The sequence below is a fragment of the Photorhabdus africana genome, from assembly GCF_035181445.1.
GTDB classification, from domain to species: Bacteria; Pseudomonadota; Gammaproteobacteria; order Enterobacterales; family Enterobacteriaceae; genus Photorhabdus; species Photorhabdus laumondii.
Window position 1 is genome coordinate 17,099 of record NZ_JAXBVE010000018.1, and the last position, 15,579, is coordinate 32,677.

At 43.1% G+C, this 15,579-nt stretch carries 15 protein-coding genes; 6 read left to right on the top strand and 9 right to left on the bottom strand.

What is annotated here, in order from left to right:
- Positions 1-8 precede the first annotated feature (8 nt).
- The 4 genes from ruvX to rsmE all read right to left on the bottom strand — a co-directional run bounded on the left by ruvX (position 9) and on the right by rsmE (position 2,793).
- Complete coding sequence (gene ruvX / locus SLS51_RS12005) at positions 9-428, bottom strand: Holliday junction resolvase RuvX (protein WP_113043283.1); 420 nt, start codon at positions 426-428, stop codon at positions 9-11.
- Entirely contained in the window at positions 429-992 is a 564-nt protein-coding gene (locus SLS51_RS12010; protein WP_112878744.1) for a YqgE/AlgH family protein, read from the bottom strand.
- Between the two features lie 109 nt (positions 993-1,101).
- Complete coding sequence (gene gshB, locus SLS51_RS12015) at positions 1,102-2,052, bottom strand: glutathione synthase (RefSeq protein ID WP_323838604.1); 951 nt, start codon at positions 2,050-2,052, stop codon at positions 1,102-1,104.
- A gap of 9 nt (positions 2,053-2,061) precedes the next feature.
- A complete protein-coding gene (gene rsmE / locus SLS51_RS12020; RefSeq protein ID WP_323838606.1) occupies positions 2,062-2,793 on the bottom strand; it encodes a 16S rRNA (uracil(1498)-N(3))-methyltransferase in 732 nt (243 codons plus the stop codon).
- 324 nt (positions 2,794-3,117) lie between these two features.
- Here rsmE and SLS51_RS12025 point away from each other — a divergent pair, with 324 nt between their 5' ends.
- Entirely contained in the window at positions 3,118-3,876 is a 759-nt protein-coding gene (locus SLS51_RS12025; RefSeq protein WP_323838608.1) for a prepilin peptidase, read from the top strand.
- A 48-nt stretch (positions 3,877-3,924) separates the two neighbouring features.
- Here the strand turns inward: SLS51_RS12025 and SLS51_RS12030 are convergent, their stop codons facing one another.
- Positions 3,925-4,566: a DsbA family protein gene (locus SLS51_RS12030; RefSeq protein WP_323838610.1), complete on the bottom strand. Its 642-nt coding sequence runs from the start codon at positions 4,564-4,566 to the stop codon at positions 3,925-3,927.
- Positions 4,567-4,597: 31 nt separating this feature from the next.
- Positions 4,598-5,482, bottom strand: coding sequence for an MBL fold metallo-hydrolase (locus SLS51_RS12035; RefSeq protein ID WP_323838612.1), 885 nt, complete (start codon positions 5,480-5,482; stop codon positions 4,598-4,600).
- Between the two features lie 105 nt (positions 5,483-5,587).
- Here SLS51_RS12035 and SLS51_RS12040 point away from each other — a divergent pair, with 105 nt between their 5' ends.
- Positions 5,588-6,502 carry a LysR family transcriptional regulator gene (locus tag SLS51_RS12040; RefSeq protein ID WP_323838614.1) on the top strand — a complete coding sequence of 305 codons (915 nt, stop codon included), beginning with the start codon at positions 5,588-5,590 and terminating at the stop codon, positions 6,500-6,502.
- On the opposite strand, the gene SLS51_RS12045 is transcribed toward SLS51_RS12040, so the two are convergent.
- The gene (locus SLS51_RS12045) at positions 6,485-7,420 is read right to left on the bottom strand and encodes a LysR family transcriptional regulator (RefSeq protein WP_323838616.1); all 936 of its coding nucleotides are present in this window, start codon (positions 7,418-7,420) and stop codon (positions 6,485-6,487) included. The two genes, SLS51_RS12040 and SLS51_RS12045, sit on opposite strands and share 18 nt — an antisense overlap.
- 128 nt (positions 7,421-7,548) lie before the next feature.
- Between SLS51_RS12045 and lysA the strand changes: the two genes are divergently transcribed.
- On the top strand, positions 7,549-8,841 hold the full coding sequence (gene lysA / locus SLS51_RS12050) for a diaminopimelate decarboxylase (protein ID WP_323838618.1): 1,293 nt from the start codon (positions 7,549-7,551) through the stop codon (positions 8,839-8,841).
- Between the two features lie 72 nt (positions 8,842-8,913).
- On the opposite strand, the gene fadE is transcribed toward lysA, so the two are convergent.
- The gene (gene fadE / locus SLS51_RS12055; protein ID WP_323838620.1) at positions 8,914-11,349 is read right to left on the bottom strand and encodes an acyl-CoA dehydrogenase FadE; all 2,436 of its coding nucleotides are present in this window, start codon (positions 11,347-11,349) and stop codon (positions 8,914-8,916) included.
- Between the two features lie 259 nt (positions 11,350-11,608).
- Between fadE and lpcA the strand changes: the two genes are divergently transcribed.
- Positions 11,609-12,190, top strand: coding sequence for a D-sedoheptulose 7-phosphate isomerase (gene lpcA / locus SLS51_RS12060; protein ID WP_323838622.1), 582 nt, complete (start codon positions 11,609-11,611; stop codon positions 12,188-12,190).
- A gap of 149 nt (positions 12,191-12,339) precedes the next feature.
- Positions 12,340-13,107, top strand: coding sequence for a class II glutamine amidotransferase (locus tag SLS51_RS12065; RefSeq protein ID WP_323838624.1), 768 nt, complete (start codon positions 12,340-12,342; stop codon positions 13,105-13,107).
- Here SLS51_RS12065 and SLS51_RS12070 read toward each other — a convergent pair.
- Positions 13,078-13,812, bottom strand: a complete 735-nt coding sequence (locus SLS51_RS12070) for a L,D-transpeptidase family protein (protein WP_323838626.1) — start codon at positions 13,810-13,812, stop codon at positions 13,078-13,080. The two genes, SLS51_RS12065 and SLS51_RS12070, sit on opposite strands and share 30 nt — an antisense overlap.
- A 419-nt stretch (positions 13,813-14,231) precedes the next feature.
- Between SLS51_RS12070 and SLS51_RS12075 the strand changes: the two genes are divergently transcribed.
- Positions 14,232-15,575: a Na(+)-translocating NADH-quinone reductase subunit A gene (locus SLS51_RS12075; protein ID WP_323838628.1), complete on the top strand. Its 1,344-nt coding sequence runs from the start codon at positions 14,232-14,234 to the stop codon at positions 15,573-15,575.
- Positions 15,576-15,579 lie beyond the last annotated feature (4 nt).

Consider the following 15,579-nt stretch of genomic DNA (forward strand, 5'->3'; position numbering starts at 1 on the left):
AATAACGCTTAATAGTGTTGTTCAAACCAGCTTTCCAGAATAATAACAGCGGAAGTAGCATCTACTTTTCCTTTATTTAAGGCTTTATAGCCACCTCGGTCGAACAGATGAGCACGGGCTTCAACGGTTGTCAGGCGTTCATCTTGGAGTTGAACTTGTACACCAAACCGGCCATGTAGCCGGTTTGCAAATTTACGGGCTTGCACTGTGACGAATTGCTCAGTGCCATCCATATTGAGGGGAAGACCAACGATAACCAGATCAGGTTGCCATTCTTTAAGTAATTTTTCGATTTGCCCCCAATTGGGGATACCATCTGTAGCTTTAAACGAGGTTAATGCTCTGGCGGTGCCCGTGATTTCTTGTCCTATGGCTGCACCGATACTGCGGGTGCCAAAATCGAAGGCCATTATTGTACGGTTATTCATCTATGCATGTCCCGCCTGTGGAGCGATATTATAGATATTGATTCCGAGCAAAGATGCGGCTTCACGCCAGCGGTCCGCAATGGGTGAGTTGAAAATAATGTGTGGATCAGCGTTTGTTGTTAGCCAACTATTCTCCATTATCTCTTTTTCAAGTTGGCCTTTTTCCCAACTGGCATACCCCAACGTGACCAATATCTGTTTTGGTTGGCGTGGTGTACCTAAGGTTTCAAGGACATCTTTGGAGGTGGTGATCATTGTGTCATCGGAAATTTTGATACTTGAATTGAAACCTGGTTTTGGTGTGTGCAATATAAAACCATGATCTTCAGCAAGTGGGCCACCAGTCATGACAGGTTTGTTTAGATTGATACTTTCATCCCGATCTTCTGGTGATATTTTCAGTTTTTGTAAAACTTTCCGAACGGAGATTTGCTCAATAGGTTTATTTATCACCAATCCCATTGCCCCATTTTCATTGTGTTCACATATGTAAACAACTGAGCGTTTGAAATAGGGATCAGATAATGAAGGCATGGCGATAAGAAAATGGTGCTGTAGATTCATTTTTTTTCTAGTAATTAACCTAGCTATGTAAGGATTATTTAGCCCAACAGTATGTGGGCTAAAAGTATAAATGACAAACCTTGACAGGCAAATTCGTAAAAAGAATTTTTTATTTCTCTAATCGTTCTTCAATCGCATTCATTAACATGCCAGTGATTGAAATATCAGGGAAAGCGGCTTCTATCTCGCGTGCACAGGTTGGACTGGTGACATTAATTTCAGTTAGTTTGTCACCAATGATGTCCAGACCAACAAAGATTAACCCTTTTTCTTTTAAAGTCGGAGCAACAGCTCTGGCGATAGCCCAGTCACTTTCTGAAAGCGGGCGAGCTTCACCACGGCCACCCGCAGCAAGATTACCACGGGTTTCACCTTGGGCAGGGATACGAGCTAGGCAGTAAGGAACGGGTTCGCCATCGACAATTAATACTCGTTTATCACCTTCTTTTATGGCCGGTAAGAAATTCTGCGCCATGCAGAAGCGATTGCCATGTTCCGTTAGAGTTTCAATAATAACACCAACGTTTGGGTCATCTTTTTTCAGGCGGAATATTGATGCACCACCCATACCATCTAGTGGTTTAAAGATGACATCACCATGTTTCTGGTGGAATTCGCGTAAGTGAGTGGCATTGCGAGTCACTAATGTATCTGGTGTTAAATCAGGGAACCAGGCTGTGAAGAGCTTTTCGTTACAATCGCGTAGGCTTTGTGGTTTATTGACAATGAGAGTGCCTTTCTCTTCCGCGCGTTCCAAAATATAAGTGGCGTAAATGTATTCGGTATCAAATGGTGGATCTTTGCGCATCAGGATGACATCCAATGTTTCCAGTGCCAGATCTTGTTCTCTATCGAACTGATACCATTGTTGTGGATGGTTTTCTACCTGAAATAAGCGAGTACGTGCGCGGGCTTCCCCTTGGTGCAGATAGAGATCACTCATCTCCATATAATGGAGTTCCCAGCCGCGACGTTGTACTTCTAATAGCATGGCAAAACTGGTGTCTTTCTTGATGTTGATGGATGAAATGGGGTCCATCACTATGCCGAGTTTGATCATTCTTTCTCCTTAACCCAAATCGCCGAAACGCACTTGTAATGCAGTAATTGCGGTGAGCGCTGTCGTTTCTGTTCTCAGTACCCGTGGTCCTAATAGGATATCAGTAAATTGGTAATTAGCTGTCATGGCAATTTCATCTATCGATAATCCACCTTCCGGGCCGATCAGTAAACGCACTTTTTCTACAGGCAAAGGCAGGGTATTGATGCTTTGGCTGGCTCGTGGATGTAGATTTAATTTTAAACTGTCATCATCTTCTGCACACCAGTGCTCAAGTTGCATCACTGGGCGAATTTCAGGTATACGGTTGCGATAGCATTGCTCACAGGCAGCAATAGCAATCTTCTGCCACTGTTGAAGTTTTTTAGCCAGCCGTTCTCCATCCAGCTTTACACCGCAACGTTCAGAAATTAAAGGCGTAATAACATTTACCCCCAGTTCTACAGATTTTTGAATGGTGAATTCCATTTTCTCACCGCGGGATATGACTTGCCCTAGATGGAGATTAAGTGGTGATTCATTATCAGCAAGTTCGCTATTACTAATATGTACTTTGACCGATTTTTTGCTAGCTTCGGTAATCTGAGCGTTGAAGATCTGATTGCTGCCATCAAACAGTTGTAACTGTTGGCCATGAGTCATTCTGAGTACCCGCCCAACATGGTTAGCCGCCTCATCACTCAGATAAATTTCAGTATTCGATGAGAGTAATTCCGGGTGATATACGCGGGGTATGCGCATGTTTTTCTTTCCTATACATAAGGCAATAAATAATAGAGGGTATGATAAGGGAGGCTTAATCCAATTATCAAGCTATCTCGATGCAGATTGTTATCTCTGAATAAATGTTGCGAGTCTGCTCGCATATTTATATCTTATTTGACTGTTTTATATTTATTTTGTTGTTTTAATGTAGTGGTGTTTATTATTATTTTTTTATGCCAAAAACATAATGAATATTTGTTTTGTTTTATTATTTAATTGAAATGCTCATTGTATACCCTATGGATTTCAAGATGCATCGCGGCGGCAAGGGAGCGGATCCCCGGGCGCATAGATAACGATGTGACCGGGGTGAGTGAGTGCAGCCAACAAAGAAGCAACTTGAAAGATGGCGGGTATATAATGAATTTGGAGGTGTTTTATTACATGGATTTTAATATTAAGGTCGTTGTTTTGGCTATTTTTGTTGGAATAGTATCAGGAATAATTTTGAATAAAGTGATACCCGCATTCATTAAAATTATTTATGGCTATGAAAAAATAATTTTTGATTATTTTCAGGTTGAATTAGTGACGCTATTTATAACAGCTTTTTTTATGATTTATTTTCCATTGAATTTTCATTTATATGTTGTTTTAATATTTGTTTGGATGCTAATTATACTTTCTTTTATTGATATAAAAATTAAATTATTGCCAGACATAATAAATTATCCACTGTTATGGTTAGGGTTACTATTGAATTTGAATCAAATTTTTGTGCCCATTGAACAAGCTGTGACAGGTGCGATTGCGGGTTATTTGATTTTATGGTCGTTCTATTGGTTATTCAGAATAATTTGTCATAAAGAAGGGTTAGGGTATGGTGATTTTAAGTTAATGGCGGCGGTTAGTGCTTGGTTGGGGATTGGTGTAATTCCTTTATTAATGCTCTTATCCTCACTGTTTGGTCTTATTGGGTGCTTATGGATGTGGAGAATACGAGAAAATTGCCAAGAGCCTGTTGCTTTTGGCCCATATATAGCCATTTCTGCGGTCATAATGATCTATATGCACTTATTGGAAATGGATGGGGTATCGTGGATGGTGCCCGATAGCTGAAAACGTATGGGCACCAGTAGTTAAAATTGTGGTATTAGAACTGTGGGATTAAAATTGATAATGAATCAGCGCATCTTGCCAACGTTTAGGTTGTCCCAAGTATTTATCAAGAGAAATAATAGATAGCTCATTTCTGTCATTTTCCAAAATAAATGTAGGGAAGCCTGAGCCGCCAACTTTTGCCAATAATTCACGGCTTTTCCTAATATGTTGGAGGCTTTCTGATTCATTATTCAATATCAGCTCTTGCTGGAACTGTTCTGAATTAAGCTGTAGTTCATTTGCTAAATTCAATAATGTTTCAGTTTCGCTGATTTTTAGTCCACGAACATAATGCGCTTTTTGTACTGCCAGTAACATTTCGACACCTTTACCAGCCAATTTTTCTGTTGCAAGAATGGCTGATATTGGTGGTAATGAATCCATAATCAGTGATTTATCATTTAACAATGTGACATATTGCTCACTGAAAGTTTGCCCGGTCAGGCTTGCGATCCGTTTATCCTGACTAAGGACATAATCACGCCATGTGCTGTCTATTTGGCGTCTGTTATCACCTGTCAGCATTCCGCCGCCATGCAATTCAATTTTCACATTTGCGACCTCTTTTGCTGCTTGTATCAGAGAGGAAACGCCATAGCACCAGCCACATAGTGGATCATAGATATAATGCAGAGTCATTCCGGGCATATTACTTATTCCTGAAAAAGAGTTAATTCACTTATTGGGGCCACTTCATTTCGCCTTTCAGCACCTTAGCACTTAATTCGAGACTGGATTTGTCTCCAAGTTTTGGATAGTGCTTTTCCATTGCCGCTATTAGCGCTTTTGAATCTTTCGCTTTTGCCAGCTCTTTTTCAAAAATAGTCAGGTACTTTTGCGTGAAATGAACGGATTCCAACGTCATTGGTGTGTTACCAATGAAATGTCCCGGAACCACAATTGTCGGTTTTAGCTCTTTTATACGCTCTAATGTCTGCATCCAGTTTTTGCGGGACTCTTTAGTCTGTGTATCCGCCATCCAGACATGAATGTTGCTTGAAACAGTGACACCGCCTACTACCGCTTTTAGTTTTGGTATCCAAACGAAAGTACGGTCAGCCGCAGGGCCATCAAGACCTTCGACGATCAGTTTTTCACCATCAACTGTAAAAGAGTGACCTTCCAGTGGTTGCGGCACGATGACTTTTTTGGGTGCCTGTTCTTTCAGGACACCTCCCCAATAAACCAGTTTGCCATCTTTGGTCTTGTTGATTTCTTTAATTGTTTCTGGTGATGCAATGACTTTGGCGTCAGGGAATGCTTTGGTCAGTACTTCAAGGCCGAAATAGAAATCAGGATCGGACTGACTGATATAAATGGTTGTCAGCTTTTTGCCGGTATCTTTAATTCTTTTGACCAGTGCTTCAGCATCATTTTTTTGAAACTGAGCATCGATTAGGACAACTTCTTTATCTCCACTGATGATTTCAGAAGAGACGGGAAATAAGCTTTTCTCACCCGGATTATAAACATCTAGTTTGAGATCAGCGGCTTGTGCCAGAGAAATGGTACCCAAGGAAAGGATACCTGCCAGCGCAATATTGAGTGTTGTTTTGCGAGTCATGATTGAATTCCTGATGTTGTGTGAACGAGGTTCATAATAAGTTGCGTTTTTCGATGAAAAAACCGCATAATTGGTAATTATTTGTTGCATAAATCGAGCTAATTGATGGATAGAATCACTGCTGCGCAAGTGTTCACTATAATTGTAGAACAAGGTAGCATGATTGCTGCATCGGAACGGTTAGATATGTCGCGGGCAATGGTATCCCGTTATTTGGCTGAAATGGAAAAATGGGCGGGAGTACGTCTGTTACATCGTACAACGAGAAAGATCAGCCTGACATCAGCAGGAGAGATCGCCTATCAGCGTAGCCGTAAGTTATTGCAATTGTCGGAAGAGATACCTGTTCATCAACCAGTAGAAGCGCAGGAGCTGAGTGGTCTTTTGCGGATAAGCAGTTCTCAATCTCTGGCAGTAAGCGCGTTGTCTGTGGCGATTCCTGAGTTTATGCAGATTTATCCTCAGATAGCTATTGATATGCAGATGAGCAATAAGGCAATAAATTTGGTCGAGGAGCGGATAGATTTAGCGTTACGCATCACGAATAATTTGGAACCGAATTTGATCGCCAGACCGTTATCGACATGTCATTCTGTGGTTTGCGCTGCTCCTTGTTATCTGGCGGGAAAAATGCTCCCGCAAAAACCGGCTGATTTAGCTCTGCATAACTGTATGACTTATAATTTTTTCGGTAAAAGTCTTTGGTTATTTGAACATCTAGGGGAAAAGTATTCTGTTCCTGTTAGCGGTACTTTGAGTGCCAATGAATCGATGGTGTTAATGGAAGCAACATTGCAAGGCGCGGGAATTGCCATGCAACCTTATTATTCTGTTGCTTCGCATTTGGCGTCAGGAAAATTGATTCAGTTGTTGCCAGAATATCGACCTCAGGCTATGGGAATTTATGGTATTTATGCCAGCCGTCAAAATATGCCAGCAACGCTGAGGGCATTACTGGATTTTCTGGTTCAATGGTTTGCTTCCTCTCCGTACTGGCAAGCACTAATGCTGAAAAGCTGATTTTAGTTTCTGAGGAAATAGAGCAACTTGTGTTTTTAGGTGTTCAATAAAAGTATCGACTGGGGCAGAAGAAGGGCGGTGAATGGGTTTTATCAGGCTGACAGTAAAAGGAATGTTAATACTAAATGGGCGAGCGCATATTTCAGATTTGCCGTGACTGTCTAAATAATCGAGTACGGTCAGTGGGTTGACAATAGAAACACCAATGCCTTCGCGCACCATTGCACATACTGATGCAGCACTGTGAGTTTCCATAATCATGCGGCGGCGAATATGGTGTTCTGCGAATATGCCATCAATGAGCTGACGGTAGCTATCCGTTATTGAAAGACTGATGAAATTTTGTTCGCTGAAATCTTCTGGAGTTAATAGCGATTTATGACTGAGAGGATGAGTGGCGGGCAATACGCAAATTTCATTCAGTGTGATCATTGTTTCTCTCTGTGTACCTGGTGGTGTCTGCAAATGTTCTGTCAAACCCAGATCATGGCGTTGAGCTGAGAGCCACTCTTCCAGTAGCGGTGATTCCTGTGGAATGATGGTTAAATTAGTATCAGGATATTGACGGGTGAAGTGATGGCAAACTTTCGGTAACAGTGATTGAGAAAATACCGGCAGGCAGGCAATGGAAAGTTGAGCATGTTGAAATTTACGTATGTTGTCAGCCGCATTCATTATTCTTTCAAGTCCATAATAAGAGCGCTGTACTTCTTCAAAAAGGCGCAATCCTTGTGCTGTCGGATGCAGGCGGCCTTTTACTCGATCAAATAGTTTGAATTTTATTAAATGCTCGAATCGTGCTAATTCGCGACTGACTGTTGGTTGTGATGTTTGTAATAAAATAGCCGCTTCTGTTAGGTTTTTTGTCGTCATTACCGCATGAAAGATTTCAATATGGCGCCATGAACAAGAAGACATAAATTGATTGTTCCTTCAAAGGATAATTCTATATCACAGATGAATAGACTATAACGAAATGGATATTTTTATTCCTGTTTTTTACTGCCAATAATGGGTTATCTGTTGACTTTGTGAGAGAAACCCTAATGAGTACTTTTATCCGCAATTTTACCCGCAATAGTTGTCCTAATCTGATACCGGAGAATTTGGGTCGTCTGCCAGAAACGTATGGTACTCCATTATGGGTTTACGATAGTGAAACAATTACCCAAAAAATTAAGTTGTTATGTCAGTTTGATGTGGTCAGGTTTGCTCAGAAGGCTTGTTCTAATACTCATATTTTGCGCCTGATGCGTGAGTATGGTGTGAAAGTTGATGCCGTTTCACTAGGGGAAATCGAGCGTGCTTTACGGGCTGGGTTTTGTTCAGGACAAGAAATAGCAGACATCGTTTTCACTGCTGATTTAATCGATGTGCCGACGCTGCAAAGAGTAACCGAATTGGATATTCCAGTTAATGCGGGTTCTATCGATATGTTGGAACAGATTGGTCAATATAAAAAAGGACATCCGGTATGGTTGCGGATTAATCCTGGGTTTGGTCATGGTCATAGCCAGAAGACGAATACGGGGGGTGAAAACAGTAAACATGGTATTTGGTATCAGGATCTTCCACAAGCAATCGAGAAAATCCGCCACTATGGATTGAAATTGCTGGGTTTACATATGCATATTGGCTCTGGTGTTGATTATCATCACCTTGCCAGTGTATGCAATGCGATGGTTGAACAGGTTATTCTTTGTGGTGAAGATATTCAGGCAATTTCAGCCGGTGGAGGCTTATCGACGCCTTATCATCAGGGAGATGAACGAATCAATATCGCTCATTATTTTGGGTTGTGGGATGATGCTCGTAAAAGAATTGAACAGCATTTGGGTCATAAAATTGAGCTGGAAATTGAACCGGGGCGTTTTTTAGTTGCGGAATCTGGCGTTCTAATGACAGAAGTCCGGGCGGTTAAGCAGATGGGGAACCGTCATTATGTTCTAGTGGATGCGGGGTTCAATGACTTAATGCGTCCAGTAATGTATGGCAGTTATCACGATATCTCAGTTTTGCTCGCTGATGGACGTAAGATTGAACAACTTCCATTGCGGGAAACGTTAGTTGCGGGGCCGTTATGTGAATCCGGCGATATCTTTACGCAGGTTGAGGGCGGAGGCATTGCGCCAAGAGCGTTGCCATCTGTTCAGGTTGGTGACTATTTAGTTTTTCATGATACTGGTGCCTATGGTGCGTCAATGTCCTCCAATTACAATAGCCGTCCGCTTATCTCTGAAGTGTTGTTTGTTAATGGTAAGCCTCAATTAATTCGTCGCCGTCAAACGATTGAAGAGTTGTTAGCGTTGGAAGACGTATCCTGTGCCTCTACGTTATAAAATACGGGGCGATATTTGTTAAGATATCGCCCCGTGATTAATGTAGTGTTTAACTCTCTTTAGTCGTCAGTTTCAGGCGGCTTTTGTTCTCGGTTTTTCGACCGGGGCAGCGACAGCCAGTGCTTCTGGTTCAAACTCATCGACATTAATAGAACGTAGACGGCTTGCTTCGGCACGTTTTAGAATTGCGGCCTCGTCTGGCGTGATCTTACGTTCTGCGAGTGCGCGTTCTGCCAGTTTATCCAAGCGAGTAAAGCCAAGACGTTTACCTGCTTCGCGACTTAAACGGGCATGGATTGGTTCTGCGGCAATAATATCGTGTAAAGCTTCTTCCAGTAATCCGTGAGGGTTATGCTCGCTTGGTGTCAGATATTGACCTCGGCCAATGCGATCACGGGTAGCTGAAGGTTGTTGTAAAAGCTGGGCCAGTTTGTGATCCAGATGGTCAGATGGTGCTGAATGTACACGCCCCAGAGGGAAGACAATAACACGCATCAGACCGGCAACCAGACGATTCGGGAAGTTACTCAGTAAGTTATCTATCGCCTGTTCTGCCTGGTACAAACTATCTTGAACGGCCCACTGAACTAGCGGCAAATCTTCTTTTTGACGACCTTCATCTTCATAGCGTTTCAACGTCGCGGAAGCCAGATAGGTTTGACTCAGAACATCGCCAAGACGGGCGGAGACACGTTCGCGACGTTTCAAGCTGCCACCTAATACTCCCATTGCCACATCTGATAATAGCGCAAGGTTGGTGCTCAGGCGGTTTAATTGCTGATAGTAACGGCGTGTTGCATCATTGACCGGTGTGCTGCTGGTGCGGCCATTAGTTAAGCCAAGCCAGAAGCTGCGTAACGTGTTACTAGCAACGTGACCAAGGTGGCTAAACAGTGCCTTATCAAAATCTTTAATACGGTTATTTTCAGCCGCGGCCATTTCGTCAAGGACATAAGGATGGCAGCGGATAGCTCCCTGACCGTAGATAATCATGTTACGGGTCAGAATATTGGCACCTTCAACGGTAATGGCGATAGGTGCACCTTGATAAGCGCGAGCAAGGAAGTTGGATGGACCAAGGCAAATACCTTTACCACCGGCAATATCCATTGCGTCAATAATTGAGCGTTGGCCTCGGTGAGTACAGTGATATTTGACGATAGCGGATAACACAGAGGGTTTTTCACCTAGCATGATACCGGTTGTTGCAAGTGTTGAAGCGGCGTCCATCAAATAGGTGTTACCGGCAATGCGTGCCAGTGGTTCTTCAATCCCTTCCATTTTACCAATTGGCATTTTGAATTGGCGACGGATGTAAGAGTATGCGCCAATCGCCATAGCAACACTTTTCAAACCGCCGGTTGCATTTGATGGCAGAGTGATACCGCGGCCGACAGACAGACACTCAACCAGCATCCGCCAGCCTTGTCCGGCCATTTTTGGCCCGCCAATAATATAGTCGATTGGAACAAAGATATCTTTACCGCGAGTTGGGCCATTCTGGAATGGAATATTCAGTGGGAAGTGGCGATGGCCAATTTCTACCCCCGGTACATTGGTCGGGATCAATGCACAGGTAATGCCCAATTCTTCTGTATCGCCCAATAAATGGTCAGGGTCAGAGAGTTTGAAAGCCAGACCGAGTACGGTGGCGATAGGTGCAAGTGTGATATAACGTTTGTTCCAGGTCAGGCGCATACCGAGAATTTGTTCACCTTGCCATTCTCCCATACAGACTACGCCTGTATCTGGGATTGATCCGGCATCAGAGCCAGCTTCCGGGCTGGTCAGTGCGAAACATGGGATCTCTTCACCACGGGCAAGCCCAGGTAGATAGAGGTTTTTCTGCTCTTCGGTGCCATAATGCTGTAACAATTCACCTGGGCCGAGAGAGTTAGGTACACCTACGGTGATTGCCAAAATACCGGATGCCCCCGCCAATTTTTGCAGGACTCGTGCCTGTGCATAGGCTGAGAATTCCAGACCGCCATACTCTTTTTTAATGATCATGGCAAAGAAGCGGTGTTCTTTCAGGTAACGCCATAATTCAGGCGGCAAATCAGCAAGTTCATGGCTTATCTGGAAATCATTGGTCATACGGCAAGCTTCTTCTACCGGGCCATCCAGAAATGCTTGTTCTTCAGCGGTTAACTGAGGCTTTGGATAGTCATGCAATTTTTTCCAGTCGGGTTTACCGCGGAACAGTTCGCCTTCCCACCAGGTAGTACCTGCGTCAAGAGCTTCTTTTTCCGTGCGAGATAGACTTGGCATTACCTTACGGAAGGCTTTTAAGGCCGGAACAGTCAGTAAGGAGTGGCGCATTGGCGCAAAATTCAGCGGGAACAGAATAATGGCCATTGGTAACAACATCCAGTAGCTCCATGCATCAATAGCGCCCATCAAGACGGTATAGACAAGGAGCAGTAGGCTGCTGAGACTGAGATTGACTTTGTGATAGCAAAGTATCCCAATCAATACTAAGAATAGAACAATACTCAATGTGGTCATAATAAAAGCTCCTGGTTAATCTCAGGGTCAGGTAAGTCATCAGAGGTCGGACCTGTTGTGGTGTTCTTCTCTTTTTAGACCAGGAAATTGCTTTTAGCAATATCTTTACATCTTAATTACAATGTAGCTCACAAACTCATGGTGATCGGGAACGGATTAATTCTCCAGAAACGTGATGTTGTCTTCTTTCAATTCTCTTGATCCGGTAAACTGCCATCCGGCACAACATTAAAGATTACCTGACCGAAGTGAGGAGCCTATGTATCAAGACCTGATCCGTAGTGAATTGAACGAAGCCGCGGATACGTTGGCAAAGTTTTTAAGTGACGATGCAAATATTGAAGCAATTCAAAAAGCAGCAGTCTTGCTGGCTGATTCATTTAAAGCGGGTGGCAAGGTACTGTCCTGCGGTAATGGGGGTTCGCATTGTGATGCAATGCATTTTGCCGAAGAATTGACAGGTCGTTACCGTGAGAATCGCCCTGGCTATCCAGCGATTGCGATTTCTGATGTCAGCCATCTTTCCTGCGTCAGTAATGATTTCGGGTATGAATTTGTTTTTTCTCGTTATATAGAAGCGGTTGGGAAAGAGGGCGATGTATTACTGGGTATCTCTACTTCCGGTAATTCCGGTAATATTATCAAAGCAGTTGAAGCTGCCCGCTTAAAAGGCATGAAAGTCATTACGCTGACAGGCAAGGATGGCGGTAAAATGGCAGGAATTGCTGATGTGGAAATTCGTGTTCCGCATTTTGGTTATGCAGATCGTATTCAGGAAATTCATATCAAAGTTATTCATATCCTGATTCAACTTATCGAAATAGAGATGGTTAAAGCTTGATTTTATACCCTATGGATTTCAAGATGCATCGCGGCGGCAAGGGAGCGAATCCCCGGGAGCATAGAGAACGATGTGACCGGGGTGAGTGAGTGCAGCCAACAAAGAGGCAACTTGAAAGATGACGGGTATACAGGCTACAGAGGTGGGCAATGTGTGAATTACTTGGCATGAGTGCAAATGTGCCAACAGATATCTGCTTTAGTTTAGGTGGCTTGATTCAACGAGGTGGTCATACTGGGCCCCATAAAGATGGTTGGGGGATCACTTTTTATGAGGGGAGGGGCTGCCGCACATTTAAAGATCATCAACCAAGTTACAATTCACCCGTTGCCCGCTTTGTACAAGAGTATCCGATTAAATCTAGAGTGGTGGTTTCTCATATCCGGCAGGCTAATCGCGGTAATGTTACGTTGGAAAATACTCATCCTTTCATCCGTGAGATGTGGGGGCGCAACTGGACTTATGCCCATAATGGGCAGCTTCGGGGCTATCGGCAGCTTGAAACGGGTCAGTATCGTCCCGTTGGGCAGACTGATAGCGAATATGCTTTTTGCTGGATTTTGCATCAACTTTCACAAAAATATCCAAGAACCCCCTCCAATTGGCCTAAGGTTTTTCGTTTTATCGCTTCACTAGCAGACGAAATCAGCAAAAAAGGTGTATTTAATATGTTGTTGTCAGACGGGCGTTTTGTGATGGCATATTGTTCAACCAACCTTTATTGGATTACCCGTCGGGCGCCGTTTGGAAAAGCAAAACTTCTGGATCAGGATATTGAAATTGATTTTCAGCAACATACACAGCCGGATGATGTTGTTTCCGTCATTGTTACTCAACCTTTAACGGGTAATGAAGCTTGGAATCGTATTGAGCCGGGTTGCTATGCACTATTTCATCTTGGTGAACGCATATTGTGATTGATGCTGCAAAAGTGGCGATTTTTCAGGTGTAGCATTAACCACATATTGGCCGTTAATGATGCTGACCGTTGCTGGCTGGTGATTTTTTGCAAAATATTCATAAGCCGGCTGTAATTGTAACCAAAACATATAATGGGAGGATGAACGGTGGCGTAACATATTCTGTGGTGTCATTTTGAATGGATAAATACTGATATTAATTTCATATTGCCCACGCAATAATGCACTTTCTATATAATGGTAGATCTCATCCATATAACCATTAGTCATAGCATAACAACCGACAGATTTACACTCTCCGTGGATCATTAAATAGTTTCCGGAATAGCCTCTGAATTTATCGTATTCATTTGGAAAGCCGAGATTAATAGATCGGTAATACCGACTATTTGGATTGAGTTGATGGGTTTTTACACGATAGAAGCCTTCCGGGCTTTTCAGATCACCTTCTGTGGTTTTGGGACCAAGGCCGCCAGAGTAATTACAGATGGGGTAGCTTTTAGACAGTTGGTAGCTTCCATGACTATTTTTAGTATAAAGCTCCAATATCCGCTCTTCTTTAAATATTTGGATAAAGACAGGAGCGCCAGGCTGCACAGGGAAATTTTGCTTCAATTGCACTAAAGTATCCTGAGCATAGACCGGAGTGAATGAACTAAATAACAACAATATTATTGCAGGAAAAGCCGCAGTTTTTTTCATGTGACTACCGTAATAGCGATGTCGCGGACTAACTAAAAATTTAGCTTAAGATTGCCATGAGTCATCGACTTTGTGAATAGAAAATGATGACGGTAACTTTATCACGACAAAGTGATTGTTAGGTTAAAATACAATCAGTTGTCGGTAAAGGTGATATAATCATTCGTTTTTTGCGATCGGTTAATCGTTCAAAGCCAAAATTATTCCTGTTTGCTTGAACTAAATCACTTGATTAGTCAGACAGTCTAAGAAGGGAGATGTTAAAATTGCCGCCCGGAGATTAACAGAAAATCGTAACAATTATCGGAGAATTATAACCTGGGCACGATTCGTGACTTAAGGGATTTTTTATAGAGTGGCTATATTACCACCAGGTAATCTGTAGCATATGATTTAATTGATAAACTTGTGCAAATCTTATGATTAAAATTAAAAAAGGACTCGACCTCCCGATTGCAGGAGCGCCTGCTCAAGTAATAGAAGATGGTCCGACGATTCGCCATGTAGCACTATTGGGTGAAGAGTATGTTGGAATGCGTCCTTCTATGTTGGTGAAGGAAGGTGAGCATGTTAAGAAGGGCCAGATTCTTTTTGAAGATAAAAAGAATCCAGGTGTGGTTTTCACCAGCCCAGCCTGTGGGCAGGTTGTGGCGATTAATCGTGGTGAACAACGTGTTTTGCAGTCAATTGTGATTGAGATAACGGGAGACGAACAGGTTAAGTTTGACCGTTATGATCGTGCCCAATTTTCTCAATTATCCCGAGAACAAGTGGAAAAGAATCTGATTGATTCCGGGTTATGGACCGCGCTACGTACCCGCCCTTACAGCCGAAGCCCTGCTCCCGGCTCTTCGCCAAAAGCAATTTTTGTAACCGCGATGGATACTCAGCCTCTGGCTGCAAATTCACAGGTGATTATTGCTACCGATAAAGAGGCTTTTGTTGATGGTCTGAATGTACTGACTAAACTGACCGAAGGTAAAGTCCATGTTTGCCATAGTGCAGGAAGTTTGCCGAATGTCGGTAATAATGCACAAATCACGTATAATCAGTTCTCTGGTCCGCACCCTGCGGGATTAGCGGGAACTCACATTCACTTTATTGAACCCGTCAGTGCGACTAAAACGGTATGGCACCTGGGATATCAGGATGTGATTGCTATCGGTAAATTATTCACTACCGGCACACTTTATACTGATCGTGTCGTTGCATTGGCCGGTCCACAGGTTGAGAAACCTCGTCTTATACGTACTTGCTTAGGGGCCGATCTGCTTGAGTTAACTCAGGGTCAGCTTAAACAGGGTGAAAACCGTATTATTTCAGGTTCCGTATTGTGCGGTACTCAGTCAGATGAGGTTCATCACTATCTTGGTCGTTTCCATACTTTGGTTTCCGTTTTGCGTGAAGGTCGCGAAAAAGAGCTATTTGGTTGGATCATGCCGGGTATCGATAAATTTTCCATTACCCGCACCACCATTGGTCATTTCCTGAAAAATAAGCGCTTTGCTTTTTCAACGACAATGAATGGTGGTGAACGTTCTATGGTCCCAATCGGTAACTATGAGCGTGTTATGCCTTTGGATATTATGGCAACTCATTTGCTGCGGGATCTGCTGGCGGGTGATACCGATAGTGCTCAGGCACTGGGTTGTCTGGAGTTAGATGAGGAAGACTTGGCACTTTGTACCTATGTCTGTCCTGGCAAATATGAATATGGTCCGGTACTGCGTGAAGTGCTGACTAAGATTGAGCAGGAAGGATGATTTC

What these genes read in the sequence shown, in the direction of transcription:
- ruvX (WP_113043283.1), bottom strand. Translation starts at nt 428, where the DNA reads ATGAATAACCGTACAATAATGGCCTTCGATTTTGGCACCCGCAGTATC.
- SLS51_RS12010 (WP_112878744.1), bottom strand. Translation starts at nt 992, where the DNA reads ATGAATCTACAGCACCATTTTCTTATCGCCATGCCTTCATTATCTGAT.
- gshB (WP_323838604.1), bottom strand. Translation starts at nt 2,052, where the DNA reads ATGATCAAACTCGGCATAGTGATGGACCCCATTTCATCCATCAACATC.
- rsmE (WP_323838606.1), bottom strand. Translation starts at nt 2,793, where the DNA reads ATGCGCATACCCCGCGTATATCACCCGGAATTACTCTCATCGAATACT.
- SLS51_RS12030 (WP_323838610.1), bottom strand. Translation starts at nt 4,566, where the DNA reads ATGCCCGGAATGACTCTGCATTATATCTATGATCCACTATGTGGCTGG.
- SLS51_RS12035 (WP_323838612.1), bottom strand. Translation starts at nt 5,482, where the DNA reads ATGACTCGCAAAACAACACTCAATATTGCGCTGGCAGGTATCCTTTCC.
- SLS51_RS12040 (WP_323838614.1), top strand. Translation starts at nt 5,588, where the DNA reads ATGGATAGAATCACTGCTGCGCAAGTGTTCACTATAATTGTAGAACAA.
- SLS51_RS12045 (WP_323838616.1), bottom strand. Translation starts at nt 7,420, where the DNA reads ATGTCTTCTTGTTCATGGCGCCATATTGAAATCTTTCATGCGGTAATG.
- lysA (WP_323838618.1), top strand. Translation starts at nt 7,549, where the DNA reads ATGAGTACTTTTATCCGCAATTTTACCCGCAATAGTTGTCCTAATCTG.
- fadE (WP_323838620.1), bottom strand. Translation starts at nt 11,349, where the DNA reads ATGACCACATTGAGTATTGTTCTATTCTTAGTATTGATTGGGATACTT.
- lpcA (WP_323838622.1), top strand. Translation starts at nt 11,609, where the DNA reads ATGTATCAAGACCTGATCCGTAGTGAATTGAACGAAGCCGCGGATACG.
- SLS51_RS12065 (WP_323838624.1), top strand. Translation starts at nt 12,340, where the DNA reads ATGTGTGAATTACTTGGCATGAGTGCAAATGTGCCAACAGATATCTGC.
- SLS51_RS12070 (WP_323838626.1), bottom strand. Translation starts at nt 13,812, where the DNA reads ATGAAAAAAACTGCGGCTTTTCCTGCAATAATATTGTTGTTATTTAGT.
- SLS51_RS12075 (WP_323838628.1), top strand. Translation starts at nt 14,232, where the DNA reads ATGATTAAAATTAAAAAAGGACTCGACCTCCCGATTGCAGGAGCGCCT.